Genomic DNA, 15,488 nt, shown 5'->3' with positions numbered 1-15,488 from the left:
GTTTGTCGCCGCTGCTGTTTGTGTCCGAGAGGATAGAAAGCATGTCGAAGACAATCGATCCCCAGTTGCGCGCGAGGTGCGTGTGGCTCGTGCGGGAACACCAGCAGGAGTACCCCTCCCAGTTCGCCGCAGTTACCGCGGTCGCCCGCCACGAGGGTATCTCGAAGGATTCCGTCCGACGCTGGCTGGCCAAGGTGTTGCGGGCCATGACGTTGTAGTCACGGAGGATCCGCTGCGGTACACCGCGATCCCGGATGCGCTGGGGGTCAACGGGGTGTGGCCGAGCGCCGGCATCAACGCGGCGAACGTCGGCATGAGCGCCACGGAGACGATCACCAGCAACCCGTGGGTGCTCGGCGCGGACCCGCTCGTGAGGCACGACCCGGCCACCGGCGCGCCCGGCGGGTTCGGCGAGGAGGACTTCGTGACGCTGGTCCTCCCCTACATCCGCACCGCGCGCGAGGGGGTGGAGCGCCTCGGCGCGCTGCTCACGGAGCACGGCACCTACGAGATGAACGGGATCGCCTTCAGCGACGAGCAGGACATCTGGTGGCTCGAGACGGTGGGCGGGCACCACTGGATCGCGCGGCGCGTCCCGGAGGACCACTACGTGACGATGCCGAACCAGCTGGGCATCGACTCCTTCGACCTCGACGACGCGGAAGGGCCGGGCCGCGACCACCTGGCGAGCCCCGACCTGCGGGAGTTCCTCACCACCCACCACCTGGACCTCACGCAGCGGGACGTGGACGATCCGGCGCCGTCGGTGTTCAACCCTCGCCTTGCTTTCGGTTCCCACACGTCCGCGGACCACGTCTACAACACACCCCGCGCCTGGTCCATGCAGCGCACCCTGAATCCCACGAGCGAGGACTGGGACGCGGGCCTGCCCGGGGCGAGCCCAAACTCGGACGATCTCCCGTGGAGCCGGCGGCCCGAGCGCCTCCTCACGATCGAGGACGTCAAAGACGTGCTCAGCTCCCACTACCAGGGCACCGTCTTCGACCCGTACTCCGCCCGCGGCACCGAGGCGGAGCGCACGGCGTTCCGCCCCATCGGCATCAACCGCCACAACGCGCTCGCGATCCTGCAGATCCGCCCGGACCTGCCCCCGTCCCATCGCGCGCTGCAATGGGTCGCCTACGCCTCGCTCCCGTTCACCACGCTGATCCCGATGTTCACGAACGTCGAGGAAGCACCCGGCTACCTCACGACCACCGGGGCGAACGTCAGCACGGACAGCTTCTACTGGACCTCACGCATGATCGCGGCCCTCGCGGACGCGCACCACGCCGAGACCCTCCCCGCGATCGAGCGCTACCAGCAGCGCACCCTGGCGCTTGGTCACGCGGCCGTGCACGCGGCGACCGCGGCGGCGTCATCGGCCAACGACGTCCAGGTAGCTGCCCTGCTCGCCGGGGCGAACACGACGATCGCCGTGCAGATCCGCACCGCGACGGACGCGCTGCTGGGCGAGGTCCTCGCCACCGCGAGCACCCACATGACGAACCGGTTCTCGCGGTCGGACGGGTGAGAACAGTGGCCCCTCGGCTCTTCGCCGGCATCGATCTCGCGGCGGACCCGCGCAGGACAGGTCTCGCGGTGCTCCGCGAGGAGAACCACGTGGTCCGCATCGACGACGTCCACGTGGGGGCGAGCGACGACGACGTTCTCGCGGCGATCATTCCCGCCTCGAAAGCCGGCGTCGACGTGCCCTTCGGATGGCCGCGCCGTTTCGTCGATCTGGTCGCCGGGCACCAGGCCGGCGACCTCGAGTCCCCGGCGGACACCGGACCGGACTGGCGTCGGGCCGTTCTCTTCCGAGAGACGGATCTCGAGGTGCGCAGGCGGGTGGGCAAGACGCCTCTCAGCGTCGCAGCGGACAAGATCGCCTACCCTGCCATCCGCTGGGCGGCGATCGCCGCGCGCCTGCGGGAGCAGCACATCCCCACACCGCGCGACGGAAGCGGTGTGGCCTGCGAGGTGTACCCGGGCGCCGCGCTCGCCGCCTGGGGATTCGGAGCCCAGCGCTATAAGAAGGCCGCCGGAGCTCTGGTGCGTGGCGAGCTCGTCGAAGCGCTCAGCGCCCGGTGGCCGTGGCTGGACTGGGCAGGACACGAGGGCGTGTGCGCGGCATCGGACGATGCACTCGACGCCGTGATCGCCGCGGTGGTCGCCCGAGAGGTGCTGCTTGGCAGGGCGATCTCTCCACGAGCGGAACTCGCCGCGGCCGCGGCCGACGAAGGATGGATCTGGCTGCCCGCGCCGGAGTGAGGGTCCTCGCCGGTCAAGCGGATCCCACGATCCCCAGCACGAGGACGCCGACGGCGACGACCGCCATCACCGGGGTCGAGATCCGAGTGGAGGCACGAGGTCACCAGCGCTGCGATGCCCTGGACAGCGCGCGGTGCAGCCGCTCGACTGCGTCCGCCATGGGCGCGGTGCCGACGTCCTGGAACGAGCCCATGCCGCCTCGGAACAGGGGCAGCGATTCCCGTGCCGCGTCTCGGAGCGTGCCGCGGTCCGTGACGCCCGAGAACGTGGCCGCAAGGTTGCGCGCCACCGCGCCGCGAGAAGAGTCCCGTTCCGCCTGTGCGGTGCGGGACAGCTGGCCGAGGGCACCCCTGATCTCGACGAGAAGCTGCTCCGTGTGCGCCATGGAGCCATGGTCCCACCGGAGCGACCTCGGCTCGTGCGGTGCGGCGCGTGTCAGCCGTCGTGCGGGCGGCCGTCCGGAGCGGGCTCGGACCGCAGCTGGTCTGCGATCTCCTCCTCCGGGCGGGGCGCCGCGGTCTGATCGTCCTCGAGCTGTGGGACGGGCGGTTCCCCGGGGCCGGGGAACGGTTCGTGCGTGGGATCTCCGGATCGAGCGGTCATGGCGAGGCCTCCCTGTCGTGGTGCCCCCAGGCTACGCGCGGCGGGAGCGGCGGACCAGGTGGGAGGAGCGAGCACGCCGACGTGCCGACGACGGCTCAGACGAACCCTTCCTCGACGAGCTCGCACCCGCTCTCGGTGATGACGTGCCTCTGCCCGGAGCCGTCGACGACCCGGCTCCAGCTCGCCACCACGAGCCGGTCCTCCCGGATCGACAAGGTGAAGCCGCCGTACATCCCTGGATACGGGAACCAGAGCGACTCGAGCCGGTCCAGGGCGATCACCTCGGTGGGCACCGGGCGGGACCGCACGGGATCGAGGCTCCGGGTGCGCTCCGCGATCAGGGCCGCCAGATGCTGATCCCACGCCGTGAACTTCTGCTGCTCCCGCTCGGTCAGCTCCGGGACGGCGAGGATCTCGAGCAGGTAGTGGTGGCCGCGCGTCCGTGCGAGATCGTCCGCCCGGGCGCCGTCGGCCGTCCGGAGCGAGCGCCACGCGCCGAGGCGGAGCAGTCGTTCGGCGACCTCGACCGGAGCGCCGAGCCAGGCCGCCTGGTGCAGCGGGGTGAACCAGGACGTCTCGCCGAACCGCCACTGGTTGGCGTCCTGCGCCTGCCCCGACTCGAGGAGGTCCAGCACCACATCCCAGCGGCCGGTCTTCGCGGCGTCGGCGAGGCGGTGGGACGCCTCGACGATGCTCTCGTTCATCACCTCGGGATCGAGGATGCCGGGCCATTCTGCGCTCATGAGCGGTCCTCGCGGATCTCGTCGGGGGTTGTCGTCCTCAGGTCATCGTGCCGCTCCGCTCTGAGCGACGTTGGTCCCCCTCCGCATCTCATCCGGCTCGCTACGATCGATGCCATCACTTCCCCGGGCGAGAAGCGACCAGAGAGCGAAGTCGAGAGGGTTGATCACCGTGCGCGCAGCACGCTATTACGGCAACAAGGACATCCGCATCGAGGAGATCGACGAACCCACCGCCGGCGCTGGCGAGGTGCTCATCGACGTCGCCTTCTGTGGGATCTGCGGCACCGATCTGCATGAGTACCTGGACGGTCCGATCTTCTGCCCCACCCCGGACACGCCGACGTCCTGGACCGGAGAGACGGCTCCGGTGACGCTCGGCCACGAATTCTCCGGGGTCGTGGCGGCGCTCGGCGAGGGCATCACCGACCTCGAGGTGGGTGACACGGTGGTCGTCGAGCCCTACATCCTCAAAGACGGCACCGACACCGGTCCGGACTCGACCGACTACCACCTCTCCGAGGGAATGAACTTCATCGGCCTCGGCGGCGGCGGAGGCGGTCTGGCCGAGAAGCTCGCCGTCCCTCGCCGCTGGGTCCACAAGATCGATCCCAGCATCCCGCTGGACCAGGCCGCGCTCATCGAGCCGCTCGCCGTCGCCTATCACGGAGTACAGCGCTCCGGCGCGAAGGCCGGTGACATCGCCGTGATCGGCGGCGCCGGCCCCATCGGACTGCTCACCGGTGCGGTGCTGCGGGCCCTGGGCGTGACAGTGGTGATCTCCGAGCTCTCCTCGCTGCGCCGCCAGAAGGCCCTGGACTCCGGCGCCGCGGATCACGCACTGGACCCGGCCGCAGTCGACGTGGCCCAGGAGGTGCACGACCTCACCGGCGGCAAGGGCGCGGACATCGCCTTCGAGGCCACCAGCGTGCAGGCGGTGCTGGACACCCTGATGGATGCGCTGCGACCCACCGGGGTGCTGCTGAACATCTCGATCTGGGGCCACCGCTCCGACTTCGACATGCACAAGCTGGTGATGAAGGAGATCGACCTGCGTGGATCGATCGGATACGTCAACAACCACCCGGCGGTCATCGAGCTCGTGGAGAGCGGCAAGATCGATCTCGCTCCCTTCATCACCGGGCGCATCCAGCTCGAGGATCTGATCGACAAGGGGTTCGACACCCTCATCCATCGCAACGAGACTGCCGTGAAGATCCTGGTCTCCCCCTCCGGCAAGGGCGTCGACCCGGCCTGAGCCGGGGTGCCGTGACGTTCAGCGGCCGCGACCGGAGCTCCTCGCCTCGCGGTGCTCCGGTCCCGCTGTTTCCGACGTGAGCGCGTCCACGTAGGTCGCGTCCACGGCAGCGCCCGGGTGGGTGATCAGATCGATGAGAGTGCGGAACTCCGGATGCTCGACGGCCGACAGAAGGATCGGCGGTACGGTGTTGCCAGCCGTGATCCACGCTCGCAGTCCGTTCACCGCCACGTACGGCAGCACCGGCAGGAACAGTCACACAGCGGAGCGGTCACCAGCGGCCCAGACGAACCCTTCCTCGATGAGCTCGCACCTCGGGATCGAGGATGCCGGGCCATTCTGCGCCCATGAGCGGTCCTCGCTGATCTCGTCGGGGGTGGTCGTCGTCGGATCATCGTGGGCGCTGGGGCTGGCAGCCGACGGGCATGCTCGGCGGACCGCCGGCGATCCGCCGCCGCAGACGCGCTCGGCCAGTTCCGCCGCCGTTCCAGCTCGTGTAGAGCGTCCTGCATCGTCAGCCCGCTCTGCGATGATCGAGGGCACTATGCTCTCCGCTTCGGAAGGGGCTCCCGTGGGGCTGCTGAATCGTCTGCGCCGCCGTCCTCCCGCCCCGGCGGAGGCCGACTCGCTGACCCCGCCCGCCATCCCGCGCTTCGCGGTGATCGATGTGGAGACCACTGGGCTCGACCCCGACCGCCACCGGATCCTCGAGCTCGCGATCCTGCGCACGGACGAGCACGGGCGCGTGCTCGACCAGTGGACGGCGCGCTTCCATCCGGACGGTCCCGTCGGCGCGACCCACATCCACGGGATCACCGATGCTGCCGTCGCCACCGCGCCCCGCTTCCGGGACCTCGCGGTCGCGGTCGGGACGGCCCTGCAGTATCTCGTGGTCGTCGCACACAACGCCGAGTTCGATGTCGCCTTCCTGCGCGCCGAGTTCACCCGCGCTGAGCTGCCGATGCCGCGCTTCCAGGCGTACTGCACCCTGCAGGGCAGCACGCTGTACCTGCCGCAACTGCAGCGGCGCAGACTGTCGGACTGCTGCGCGGCGCTCGGGGTGGAGCTCCAGGGCGCCCACTCCGCACTCGGCGACTCCTTCGCCACCGCGGACCTGCTCGCGCGGTACCTCGCGATGGATGCGCAGACCGGTTTCGACGGCCCGCTCACCGCGACGCGTGCGCTGGACGCGGGAACGCGGGCCGCTGCCCGCCCGGTCGTGGTCGAGACGGCTCCACAGGCGCAGGAGCCGACGCAGGCGCAGATGCCAACGCCGGCTGCCCCGCGCACCCCACCGCCGGCGAGCGCCCCTCCTGCCACGCCCGTCGACCCCCGCACCGCCGACGCCTCCCCCACCGCGATCCGTGCCTGGGCCCGTGCGCAGGGCATCGCCGTCGGCGAGCGCGGGCGGCTGAGCGCCGCGCTCGTCGCGCAGTACCGCGCGGCGAGGGACGGGGAGGACCACCCGTCGGTGGGAACCCCGAGGGCGGTCGTTGCCCCCACCACAGACTCGCTGCCCCGGCGCACCCGGACGCACGCCGCCCCGGCCGATGCGGCCCCCGCCGCCCCGGCGGCCGCACCTGCCGTTTCGGAGGCACCGAACCCGGCGGCCGCACCAGCCCCGTCGGCCGCCGCTTTCACCATCACCCCCGAGTTCCAGGCGGCGCTCGACCATCTCCACGCCGGCCATCACCTGTTTCTCACGGGCAAGGCGGGCACCGGCAAGTCGACGCTGATCCGCCACTACCTCGAGTCCGCCCAGCGCCGCACGATCACCGTCGCGCCCACCGGGATCGCGGCGCTGAACGTGGACGGGTACACGATCCACCGCCTGTTCTCCTTCCCGCTCGGGGTCACCGAGGAGACGGTGCGCGGCGGCGGCTACTACCCGGGCCGCTTCGCGAGGGCGCTCAAGGAGCTGGACACTCTCATCGTCGACGAGGCCTCGATGGTGCGAGCCGATCTGTTCGACGCGCTCACCGCGGCCCTCGAGCGCTTCGGTCCGAAGCCGGGCACGCCCTTCGGCGGGGTCCAGCTGGTGCTGGTGGGCGACCTGTACCAGCTGCCGCCAGTGGTGAGGGATGCGGAGGCGGCGTGGATCGAGGAGCGCTTCGGGACCCCGTTCTTCTTCTCCGCGAACTCCTTCGACCCGGCGACCTTCCCCGTGGTCGAGCTCGGCACCGTGTTCCGCCAGCAGGGCGATGATCAGCTGGTGACCCTGCTGAACGCTGTGCGGGACGGGACGCTGCTCGAGGACGCCCGGGCCGAGCTGAACCAGCGCACCGATCCGGAGTTCGAGCCGGCGCAGGACGAGTTCTGGCTGACGCTGGCCACCACGAACCGGATCGTCGGCGCCCGCAACCGCCAGCTGCTCGAGCGCCTCCCCGATCCGGCGCGCACCTTCAGCGCCCGGATCACCGGGGACACCGACGGGTTCGAGCACCCCACCGACGACATGCTGCAGCTCGCCGTCGGCGCGCAGGTGATGCTGCTGAACAACGACCCGAGCAACCGCTGGGTCAACGGCACCCTGGGCCGCATCACCGCGATCGGCGCCGACGAGGACGGGCCGCGCATCACGGTGCTCCTGCGCGACGGCAGCACCGAGCAGGTGCGCGAGCACACCTGGGAGATCACGCGGCCCAGCGTGCAGGGCGGCTCGCTCCGGCACGAGAAGGTCGGGACCTTCACCCAGTTGCCGATGAAGCTGGCCTGGGCGATCACCATCCACAAGTCCCAGGGCCAGACCCTGGATCGCGTGGTCGTGGACCTCACCGGCGGCACCTTCGCCAACGGCCAGCTGTATGTGGCGCTCTCGCGCTGCACGAGTCTCGCGGGCCTGGTGCTCCGGCGCGAGGTGCTGCCGCGGGACCTGAAGACGGACCAGCGGGTGCGCCGCTACCTCGCGACCGGAGCGGCGAGCACCGACGCGCTCGGCGAGGCCTACCTGTCGGTGCTCACGGTGGGCACCGACGGCGACCGCTGGCGACCCCGACCGGTGGAGATCGCGGTGGTGACCGAGGACGGGGACGAGGCGACCACCGTCCTGAACCCCACCCAGGACCTGTTCTCCGCGCGCGACGAGTTCGGCCTGACCGCGCGGGACGTGCAGCTCGCGCCGCTGCTGGCCGAGGCCTGGCCCGCGCTCAGCGCGCTGCTGGCCGGTCGGGTGCCGGTGGGCGCCGGGGTGGACCGCCAGCTCGCGCACGTGGACTTCGAGCTCAAGCGCAACGGGATCGTGGAGCCGATACCGCTCGGGCTCGACCTCCCCCACCGCCTGTTGACCGAGGACGAGCGCACGGGGCTGACGGCGCCGACCGCGCTCGAACGGGCCCGGGCGGTGCGCGATGCGGTGCGGCGTGTGCGCGCCTCGGGCGCCGAGCTGCCCGGGACGGGCACGGCGTTCCGCCAGGTCGTCACCGGGCACGGGTACCTGCTCGCGCGGACCACCGGAGCCGGCGGGGTATCGCAGCCGACGGGCTTCGTGGTGGGCGGGAACCTGGGTGCGCAGGACGACTCCGCCGAGGTCCTCGCGCGTCTGCTCGGTGGGACGTGGGAGCGGGTGCTCTCCCCCGACGACGAGGTGGTCGAGCGCCTGCGCGCGGTGGAGCGCCATTTCGGGGTGCAGGTGCTGCCCGAGGGGTTCGCGGCCGACGGACCCGTGGCGGCGGCCGACGTGCTCGTGGCCGGGGCGCGGGTGTGCTTCTCGGGGACGGTCCACTCGCCGGGGCACGGGTGGCTGGAGAAGGAGGATCTCCACGCCATGGCCGTGGCACGGGGGCTCGTGGCCGTGCCGACGCTGACCAAGACCCGCACCGACGTGCTGGTCGTTGCCGAGGCGGGCTCGCAGTCCGGCAAGGCGAAGAATGCCGCGAAGTGGGACAAGCCCGTGATCACGGCGGAGGAGTTCCTGAGCTGGGTGGGGTGAGGCAGGGCGCCACACCGGGCACGACGAAAGCGCGCCGTCCCTGAGCCCGCTGAACGGATCCCCGCCTCGAACTATCCTGGTGCTCGCCTCCCTGTCGGAGCCCGACGGCGAGCACCGCGAGCACTTCCGCGAGTGGCTCCGCTCCACCCATGCCAGGCCCGAACGGTTCGACCCGGAGGCCCTCGAGACGTATCTGGACTTCATCAGCGGACCGATCGGGCAGCCCAGCTTCTTCGCGCACCAGGTCTCGCATTACGATCCGAAGCACACGTTGGAGATCAGCGATCGCCTTTCCCGCCTGGCCGACATCCCCGTGCAGCTCATCTGGGGAGCGCAGGACACCTGGCAGGTTCTCGAACGGGCCCACCGGCTCCGCGACGCCATCCCGGGCAGCGGCCTTCACGTGATCGAGGACTGCGGGCACTTCGCCCCCGAGGAACAGCCCCACGAGGTCGCCCGCGCCGCGCTGCGCCACCTGGACGCGGCCTCGGCGCGGTGAGCCAAGAACGGGCAGGTCCGTCTCACTCCGTGCCCGACCGCGCTCCCACCGCCATCTCCACGACCAGCGCCGAGCTCCACCCGAACAGCACCGTCGCCGTCGAAGAGAGGGGCGATGCGGCTGGCGTCGACCGTTCAGATGCTGCGTCGACGGCTCGTCACTATCCCCAAGTGCGCTCGCTCAGGACGACGAGGTGCTCATCCGGATCGGCGATGGTCACACCCCAGCGGTCCCAATAGGGGTTGCGAGCGGCCACCAGGCGGCCGCCCGCGGCCGTGATCCGGTCGAGAAGCTCCGGATCCGCGGGCTCGCCGAGGTAGATCACGAGCAGGTCTTCGGGGCCGGGCATGGAAGCCGCCGCCGCTTCGGGATCGTCGACGAGCTCCAGGTGCCAGGGAGCACCGGGCTGGCCGACCATTGTCAGCCGATGCCCGCCCTCGACGTCCTTGCCGGATCGCCAGAGCATCTGCAGGCCGACGCCCTCGACCCAGAAACGTTCGGCCGCGTCAAGATCACTGGACGGGCGTGCGATGCGAATCGGGGAGTTCAGCGGGATCTCCTTCACGCCATCGAGCCTATCGGTTCGCCCACTGAGAACGCGCCCATGCCGCCCCGGAACAGAGCCAGCGACTCCCGCACCGTGTCCGGAGCGTGCTACGTGCCGTGACGCTCGAGAACCTGGCCGCGAGATGGCGTGCTGCTGCGCCGCGAGAGGAGTCCTGCTCCGTCCGGGCGGTGCGGGACAGCTGATCGACAGCACCGGAGCGACCAGCGCTCGTGCGGTGCGGTGCGTCTCAGCCGTCGTGAGGGCGGCCGTCCGGATCGGGCTCGGACCGCAGCCGATCCGCGATCTCCTCCTCCGGGCGGGGCGCCGTCGTCTCGTCGTCCTCGAGCTGCGGGACCGGCGGATTTCCAGGTCCTGGGAACGGTTCGTGAGTGGGCTCTCCAGAGCGAGCGGTCATGACGAGGCCTCCATGTCGCGGTGCTCCCCGGGCTACGCGCGGCGGGAGTCGTGGAGCCGCGCGACGACGCCGAGGTGATGGGCGAGCGGCTGCGCGATACCGGTCTCGAGGTCGCCACGATCTACGGCCGGAACCGGAATCACCGCGCGCACCCATCGCTGCCACCAGGTCTCCTCGTGGCACATCGCCTACACCGACGACACCGTCGAAGAGCAGGCCTCCACGGTGATGGCGGAGCGGATCGCCGCGGCCTCCGACACCGTGGGCGGTGCCACCGCCGGCCTCACCGACGTGGCGGAGCTGCCGGGTGCGGACTGACTTCCTACTGCGAGCCTGCTCGAGCGCAAAGGTCGCGAAGTCGTGCACATCGACGGCAACTTCGACGACGCCGCCGGCGCCGGCCTGCCCATGGCGGGCTGACCACGGGCCACAAGCGTGGATGGCGCTCTGCGTGATCGCTGCCCGCATGGTCGGACCACCGGAGGGAACCCTCCCCTTTCGGCAGAGGCCACGGGGCCTGATGCAGGCCCTCCAGATTCTCGGCGGGTGAACGTCGTCAGTGAGTGGTCCGGTGCTCAGGTCGGCTGGCCGGGGAGGGCTCAGGGACGTCAGGCGGAGCGGCGCAACGCCGCCAGGGTGCCCTGCAGTCGGCTGTCGGCGTCCTCAGCGACAGTCCGGACCTGATCGCTGTCGCTGAGCTGGACCATGACCTTCGGATCCATCGCCTCGACGATGCTGTGGCCGTCGTCGGCCCCGCGCCGGACGATCACGTTGCACGGCAGCAGTGCGCCGAGCTGCGGCTCTGCGCCGAGGGCCTGGCGAGCAAGGCTGGGATTGCAGGCGCCGAGGATGATGTAGTCGCCGATCTCCTCGGCCGCGTCGGCGTCGAGCTTCTTCTCGAACGTGGCCCGCATATCGATTTCGGTGATGATCCCGAATCCCTGCTCGGACAGCGCTGCGCGCACGCTCTCGACGGCCTGCGCGTACGGCTGGTCGAGGGTGAGGTGATGGGTGTAGGTCATCGCGTTCTCCTTCGGGTCGTCGTGCCGGACCTCGATCATCTCGAGGTCCTGAGTCTCAGGCCAGGGTCAGGAACAGCTTCTCGAGTTCCTTGCGGTCCAGATCCTTGTCCGGGCTGGTCATGCACTGCTCCATACCGCTGGCGATGATCGCGAATCCGGCGCGGTCCAGCGCCTTGGAGACGGCCGAGAGCTGGGTGACGACGTCCTTGCACTCACTGCCCTCCTCGATCATCCGGGTGACAGCGGCGAGCTGTCCCTGAGCCCGCTTGAGGCGATGGATGACGGGAGTCATGTCCGAGGGGTCGAGTTCCATGGCGTTCTCCTGACTGAAGGTGATGGCCCGATCCTATACCCCCGGGGGTGTCTTGCATACCCCCTGGGGTATGTGTCATTCTCTGTGGCGCGGGCGCAGTGCACCCGCCGGTCGCCAGCCCGGCCACGGGGGCGACTGACTACGTGGAGAGGAAGCAGTCATGCCCGAGATCACCGTTGCCGAGGCCGATGTCCGTCGCGTGCGGGACCAGATCGTCGATGTCCGCGAGGACGAGGAGGTTGCCGAGAGGATGATCCCCGGCGCGATCCACATCCCGCTCGGACAGCTCGCCGCGCGAGCGGGAGAGCTGGACCGGGAGCGGCCGGTGATCACGGTGTGCCGCAGCGGGCAGCGCAGCGCCCGCGCGGCGGAGCAGCTCGAGGCGGCCGGATTCGATGCCGCGACGATGGGTGGCGGGATGGTCGCGTGGCACGCCGCCGGCCTGCCCACGGCCTGATTCCGCAGCCCAGAAGGAGGCCTTCATGACGTTCACCCTCGTCCTCACCCTGCTGCTGGCGGTCCTGATCGGCGTCTCGCTCGGACTGCTCGGCGGCGGCGGCTCCATCCTGACAGTGCCGATCCTGACCTATGTGGCAGGGCTCCCGCCCAGAGAGGCGATCGCCGCCTCGCTGTTCGTCGTCGGGACCACCTCGGCAGTCAGCGCCATCAGCCACGCCCGCGCTGGCCGGGTGCGGTGGCGCACCGGGCTGATCTTCGGGGCAGCGGGGATGGTCGGCGCCTTCGGCGGCGGCCTCCTCGGCGGCTACATCCCCGGCACCGTGCTGATGATCGCGTTCGCGCTGATGATGGTCGCGACGTCGATCGCGATGATCCGCGGCCGCAAGAGCGCCCGCTCAGAGGACCCCTCCCCGCGCGACCTGCCCACGGCGAAGATCGTGGCCGAAGGGCTCGCGGTCGGACTCGCCACCGGCCTGGTCGGCGCGGGCGGAGGGTTCCTGGTGGTGCCCGCCCTGGCGCTGCTAGGAGGACTGCCGATGCCGGTGGCCGTAGGCACCTCGCTGGTGGTGATCGCGATGAAGTCCTTCGCAGGGCTCGCCGGCTACCTCACCTCGGTCTCGCTGGACTGGGCCCTGGTGGGCGGGGTGACCCTCGCCGCGATCCTCGGCTCACTGCTCGGATCGCGCCTGGCCGGGCGGATCCCCGAAAACGTCCTGCGCAAGGGCTTCGGCATCTTCGTCCTGGTCATGGGCGCGTTCGTCCTGGTCCAGGAGCTGCCGGGGATCGCCGGCACCATCGCCGGCGCGGTAGCGGTGCTGCTCGCCCTCGCGGCTGCCGGATGCTGGTTCCTGCTGCCGAGCTGCCCCCTGCACGCGACGCGGAGAACCACATGAGCGCCTCCGCTCCCCACGCACCCGGGCACGTCCTCGCACTGACGGAGGCCACGTTCGGCTCCGCGATCCGCTCCCATGAGCTGGTCGTGGTGGACTTCTGGGCCTCCTGGTGCGCCCCGTGCCGGCGCTTCTCCCCCATCTTCGCTGCCGTCGCCGCTGAGCACCCGGAGGTGCTGTTCGCCGCCGTCGACACCGAGGCCGAGCCCGGACTGGCCGCTGCCGCGAACATCCGGGCCCTGCCCACACTGATGCTCTTCCGTGACGGACTGCTGGCGCGGACCCATCAGGGCGGGCTCCGCGCCTCCCGCCTCACGAGGATGCTCGAAACGGTGCGCGCCACGAACCCGGGGACTCCGGATCGCGCCGCGAGGAGACCCGCAGCGATCGACCAACTCTCCACCGCCGCCTTGCATACCCCCGGGGGTACCTGATACCCTGGGGGGTATACGAAGCGCAATACTGCAGACCACTTCTTTCAGGAGGAACGATGCTTCTCGAACGCATCTATGACGAGGACCTGTCCCAGGCCAGCTACTTCATCGGCTGCCAGTCCCAGAGCGTGGCGCTGGTGGTGGATCCGCGGCGCGACATCCAGGTCTACCTGGACCTTGCCGCCCACCACGGGATGACCATCACCGCGGTGACCGAGACCCACATCCACGCCGACTTCCTCTCCGGCACCCGTGAGCTGGCCGCCGCGACCGGTGCCACCGCGTACGTCTCCGGCGAGGGTGGAGAGGACTGGACCTACGGCTTCGAGGCCGAGCTGCTGCACGATCGCGACACGATCCAGCTGGGCAACATCACCGTCGCCGCCCGCCACACCCCGGGCCACACCCCGGAGCACCTGTCCTACCTGATCACCGATGGCGCCTTCACCGACGAGCCCGGCTACTACCTCACCGGTGACTTCGTGTTCTCCGGGGACCTGGGCCGTCCGGACCTGCTGGACGAGGCCGCCGGCATGCAGGACACCCGGTTCGAGGGCGCCAAGCAGCTGTTCGCCTCGCTGAAGGGCGCCTTCCTCACCCTGCCCGACCATGTGCAGGTCTTCCCCGGCCACGGCGCCGGATCGGCCTGCGGCAAGGCGCTGGGCGCTCTGCCGTCGACGACCGTCGGCTATGAGCGGAAGTTCGCCTGGTGGGCCACCTACCTCGAGCGCGACGACGAGCAGGGCTTCATCGACGAACTGCTGGACGGGCAGCCCGACGCGCACGCCTACTTCGCACGGATGAAGCGCCAGAACAAGCAGGGACCCGCGATCCTCGGCGACCGGCCCGCCCCGCGGCCGATGGACGCGGGCGAGCTCGAGCGCGGCCTCGAGGACGGCACTCTCGCGCTGGTCGATACCCGGGGCGTGGATCAGGTCCACGCCGGGACGGTGCCCGGCGCGCTGAGCATCCCCTCGCTCGGCAAGGCCGCCACCCACATCGCCTGGGCCTTCGATCCCGAGAGCGACGACGCCCGCCTGGTGGTGCTTGCTGAGGGCGCCGAGGACGCCGCCGAGTACGGCGAACACTTCGTGCGGGTCGGGGTGGACTCCCTGACCGGCTATGTCACCTCCCTCGACGGCCTGCCCACCACGGTCCCGGCGGTGGTCTCCCCTGCCGATCTTGAGGCGCTGCGCGCGAAGGACTCCACGGCCCTGCTGCTGGATGTGCGAAACCGCAGCGAGCACGCGGACGGCACCATCACCGGCGCCGAGCAGCTCTCGGCCGGGAAGGTGCTCTTCCACCAGGACGACCTGCCCGATCCCGGTGCGGGCCGCCTGATCACCTTCTGCCAGTCCGGTCTGCGCAACTCCGTCGCCGCCGCGGCGCTGCGCCGCGCCGGCCACGACGTGGTCGAGCTGGAAGGCAGCTACGCCGGCTGGTCCCAGTGGACCGCGCAGCAGCACGACCTCGCGACCACCGGGGAGGATGCCCGATGACCACCCCCGCACAGAACGCCCCCCGTACCGTCGCGCCGGCCGAGCTCACCCGACGCCTCTCCGAGGATCCGGAGCTGATGATCGTCGACGTCCGCACCCCGGGCGAGTTCGAGACCACCCACATCCGCGGCTCCTACAACGTGCCCCTGGACCTCCTCACCGAGCACACCGAGGCCCTCGCCGAGCGCATGCACGACCACGTCGTGCTGGTGTGCCAGTCCGGCGCCCGGGCGAGCAAGGCCTGCTCGGCACTGCACGAGGCCGGCTTCGACACCGTCGACGTCCTCGAGGGCGGCATCGCCGCCTACCAGGCAGCCGGCGGCACCGTGGTGCGACGCGGAACCCGCTGGGCGATGGACCGCCAGGTCCGCATGACGGCCGGCTCCCTCGTCCTGCTCGGCACCCTGGCCGGTCAGCTGATCCACCCCCGCCTGGGAATGGTCGCCGGCGCCATCGGCGCGGGCCTGACCTACTCCGCCCTCGGCGACTCCTGCGCCATGGCCTCGGTCCTCTCGAAGATGCCCTGGAATCGCGTCGCACCGGACCCCTCCCTCGCAGCCCTCTTCGAGAAGGCACCCGCGCAGACCGCCTGACCCCTCCCCAACCC

The 15,488-nt window shown here is 70.7% G+C and carries 18 protein-coding genes; 11 read left to right on the top strand and 7 right to left on the bottom strand.

Annotated features, from left to right (window positions below; translation table 11 throughout):
• Window positions 1-41: 41 nt before the first annotated feature.
• Genes Q0937_RS16420 through Q0937_RS16410 form a run of 3 tightly spaced genes read left to right on the top strand, consistent with a single transcriptional unit; the run spans window position 42 to window position 2,274 of the window.
• The gene (locus Q0937_RS16420) at window positions 42-218 is read left to right on the top strand and encodes a hypothetical protein (protein ID WP_299305905.1); all 177 of its coding nucleotides are present in this window, start codon (window positions 42-44) and stop codon (window positions 216-218) included.
• Window positions 182-1,534 carry a C69 family dipeptidase gene (locus Q0937_RS16415; RefSeq protein WP_299305901.1) on the top strand — a complete coding sequence of 451 codons (1,353 nt, stop codon included), beginning with the start codon at window positions 182-184 and terminating at the stop codon, window positions 1,532-1,534. The genes Q0937_RS16420 and Q0937_RS16415 overlap by 37 nt, the downstream gene beginning before the upstream one ends.
• Before the next feature lie 5 nt (window positions 1,535-1,539).
• Window positions 1,540-2,274: a DUF429 domain-containing protein gene (locus tag Q0937_RS16410; protein ID WP_299305860.1), complete on the top strand. Its 735-nt coding sequence runs from the start codon at window positions 1,540-1,542 to the stop codon at window positions 2,272-2,274.
• Between the two features lie 100 nt (window positions 2,275-2,374).
• Here Q0937_RS16410 and Q0937_RS16405 read toward each other — a convergent pair whose 3' ends face one another.
• The 3 genes from Q0937_RS16405 to Q0937_RS16395 all read right to left on the bottom strand — a co-directional run bounded on the left by Q0937_RS16405 (window position 2,375) and on the right by Q0937_RS16395 (window position 3,620).
• The gene (locus Q0937_RS16405) at window positions 2,375-2,659 is read right to left on the bottom strand and encodes a hypothetical protein (RefSeq protein ID WP_299305858.1); all 285 of its coding nucleotides are present in this window, start codon (window positions 2,657-2,659) and stop codon (window positions 2,375-2,377) included.
• 50 nt (window positions 2,660-2,709) lie between these two features.
• Window positions 2,710-2,877, bottom strand: coding sequence for a hypothetical protein (locus Q0937_RS16400; protein WP_299305856.1), 168 nt, complete (start codon window positions 2,875-2,877; stop codon window positions 2,710-2,712).
• A gap of 95 nt (window positions 2,878-2,972) precedes the next feature.
• Window positions 2,973-3,620 carry a hypothetical protein gene (locus Q0937_RS16395; protein WP_299305854.1) on the bottom strand — a complete coding sequence of 216 codons (648 nt, stop codon included), beginning with the start codon at window positions 3,618-3,620 and terminating at the stop codon, window positions 2,973-2,975.
• 169 nt (window positions 3,621-3,789) lie between these two features.
• Here Q0937_RS16395 and Q0937_RS16390 point away from each other — a divergent pair, with 169 nt between their 5' ends.
• The 3 genes from Q0937_RS16390 to Q0937_RS16380 all read left to right on the top strand — a co-directional run bounded on the left by Q0937_RS16390 (window position 3,790) and on the right by Q0937_RS16380 (window position 9,302).
• Entirely contained in the window at window positions 3,790-4,875 is a 1,086-nt protein-coding gene (locus Q0937_RS16390; RefSeq protein WP_299305852.1) for a 2,3-butanediol dehydrogenase, read from the top strand.
• Window positions 4,876-5,446: 571 nt separating this feature from the next.
• Window positions 5,447-8,803, top strand: a complete 3,357-nt coding sequence (locus Q0937_RS16385; protein WP_299305850.1) for a histone-like nucleoid-structuring protein Lsr2 — start codon at window positions 5,447-5,449, stop codon at window positions 8,801-8,803.
• A 79-nt stretch (window positions 8,804-8,882) separates the two neighbouring features.
• Window positions 8,883-9,302 (top strand): alpha/beta fold hydrolase, encoded by a 420-nt coding sequence (locus Q0937_RS16380; RefSeq protein ID WP_299305848.1) that lies wholly within the window; start codon window positions 8,883-8,885, stop codon window positions 9,300-9,302.
• A gap of 160 nt (window positions 9,303-9,462) precedes the next feature.
• Here the strand turns inward: Q0937_RS16380 and Q0937_RS16375 are convergent, their stop codons facing one another.
• From Q0937_RS16375 to Q0937_RS16360, 4 genes are all read right to left on the bottom strand, one after another.
• Window positions 9,463-9,867, bottom strand: a complete 405-nt coding sequence (locus tag Q0937_RS16375; RefSeq protein WP_299305846.1) for a VOC family protein — start codon at window positions 9,865-9,867, stop codon at window positions 9,463-9,465.
• 229 nt (window positions 9,868-10,096) lie between these two features.
• Window positions 10,097-10,264 (bottom strand): hypothetical protein, encoded by a 168-nt coding sequence (locus Q0937_RS16370; protein ID WP_299305845.1) that lies wholly within the window; start codon window positions 10,262-10,264, stop codon window positions 10,097-10,099.
• A gap of 608 nt (window positions 10,265-10,872) precedes the next feature.
• Window positions 10,873-11,325, bottom strand: a complete 453-nt coding sequence (locus Q0937_RS16365; RefSeq protein ID WP_363323241.1) for a DUF302 domain-containing protein — start codon at window positions 11,323-11,325, stop codon at window positions 10,873-10,875.
• A gap of 16 nt (window positions 11,326-11,341) precedes the next feature.
• On the bottom strand, window positions 11,342-11,599 hold the full coding sequence (locus Q0937_RS16360) for a metal-sensitive transcriptional regulator (RefSeq protein WP_299305844.1): 258 nt from the start codon (window positions 11,597-11,599) through the stop codon (window positions 11,342-11,344).
• Between the two features lie 160 nt (window positions 11,600-11,759).
• Between Q0937_RS16360 and Q0937_RS16355 the strand changes: the two genes are divergently transcribed.
• From Q0937_RS16355 to Q0937_RS16335, 5 genes are read left to right on the top strand one after another with little or no spacing between them, the layout of a single operon-like run.
• Window positions 11,760-12,056 (top strand): rhodanese-like domain-containing protein, encoded by a 297-nt coding sequence (locus Q0937_RS16355; RefSeq protein ID WP_299305843.1) that lies wholly within the window; start codon window positions 11,760-11,762, stop codon window positions 12,054-12,056.
• Window positions 12,057-12,081: 25 nt separating this feature from the next.
• The gene (locus tag Q0937_RS16350; RefSeq protein WP_299305842.1) at window positions 12,082-12,951 is read left to right on the top strand and encodes a sulfite exporter TauE/SafE family protein; all 870 of its coding nucleotides are present in this window, start codon (window positions 12,082-12,084) and stop codon (window positions 12,949-12,951) included.
• On the top strand, window positions 12,948-13,382 hold the full coding sequence (locus Q0937_RS16345) for a co-chaperone YbbN (protein WP_299305840.1): 435 nt from the start codon (window positions 12,948-12,950) through the stop codon (window positions 13,380-13,382). The genes Q0937_RS16350 and Q0937_RS16345 overlap by 4 nt, the downstream gene beginning before the upstream one ends.
• A gap of 56 nt (window positions 13,383-13,438) precedes the next feature.
• On the top strand, window positions 13,439-14,881 hold the full coding sequence (locus Q0937_RS16340; protein ID WP_299305838.1) for an MBL fold metallo-hydrolase: 1,443 nt from the start codon (window positions 13,439-13,441) through the stop codon (window positions 14,879-14,881).
• A complete protein-coding gene (locus Q0937_RS16335; protein WP_299305837.1) occupies window positions 14,878-15,474 on the top strand; it encodes a rhodanese-like domain-containing protein in 597 nt (198 codons plus the stop codon). The genes Q0937_RS16340 and Q0937_RS16335 overlap by 4 nt, the downstream gene beginning before the upstream one ends.
• Window positions 15,475-15,488: the final 14 nt, after the last annotated feature.

It is taken from the genome of uncultured Brachybacterium sp. (genome assembly GCF_947500705.1).
In the GTDB taxonomy this organism is placed as follows: domain Bacteria; phylum Actinomycetota; class Actinomycetes; order Actinomycetales; family Dermabacteraceae; genus Brachybacterium.
This window is presented reverse-complemented; position numbering and strand designations above follow the sequence as displayed.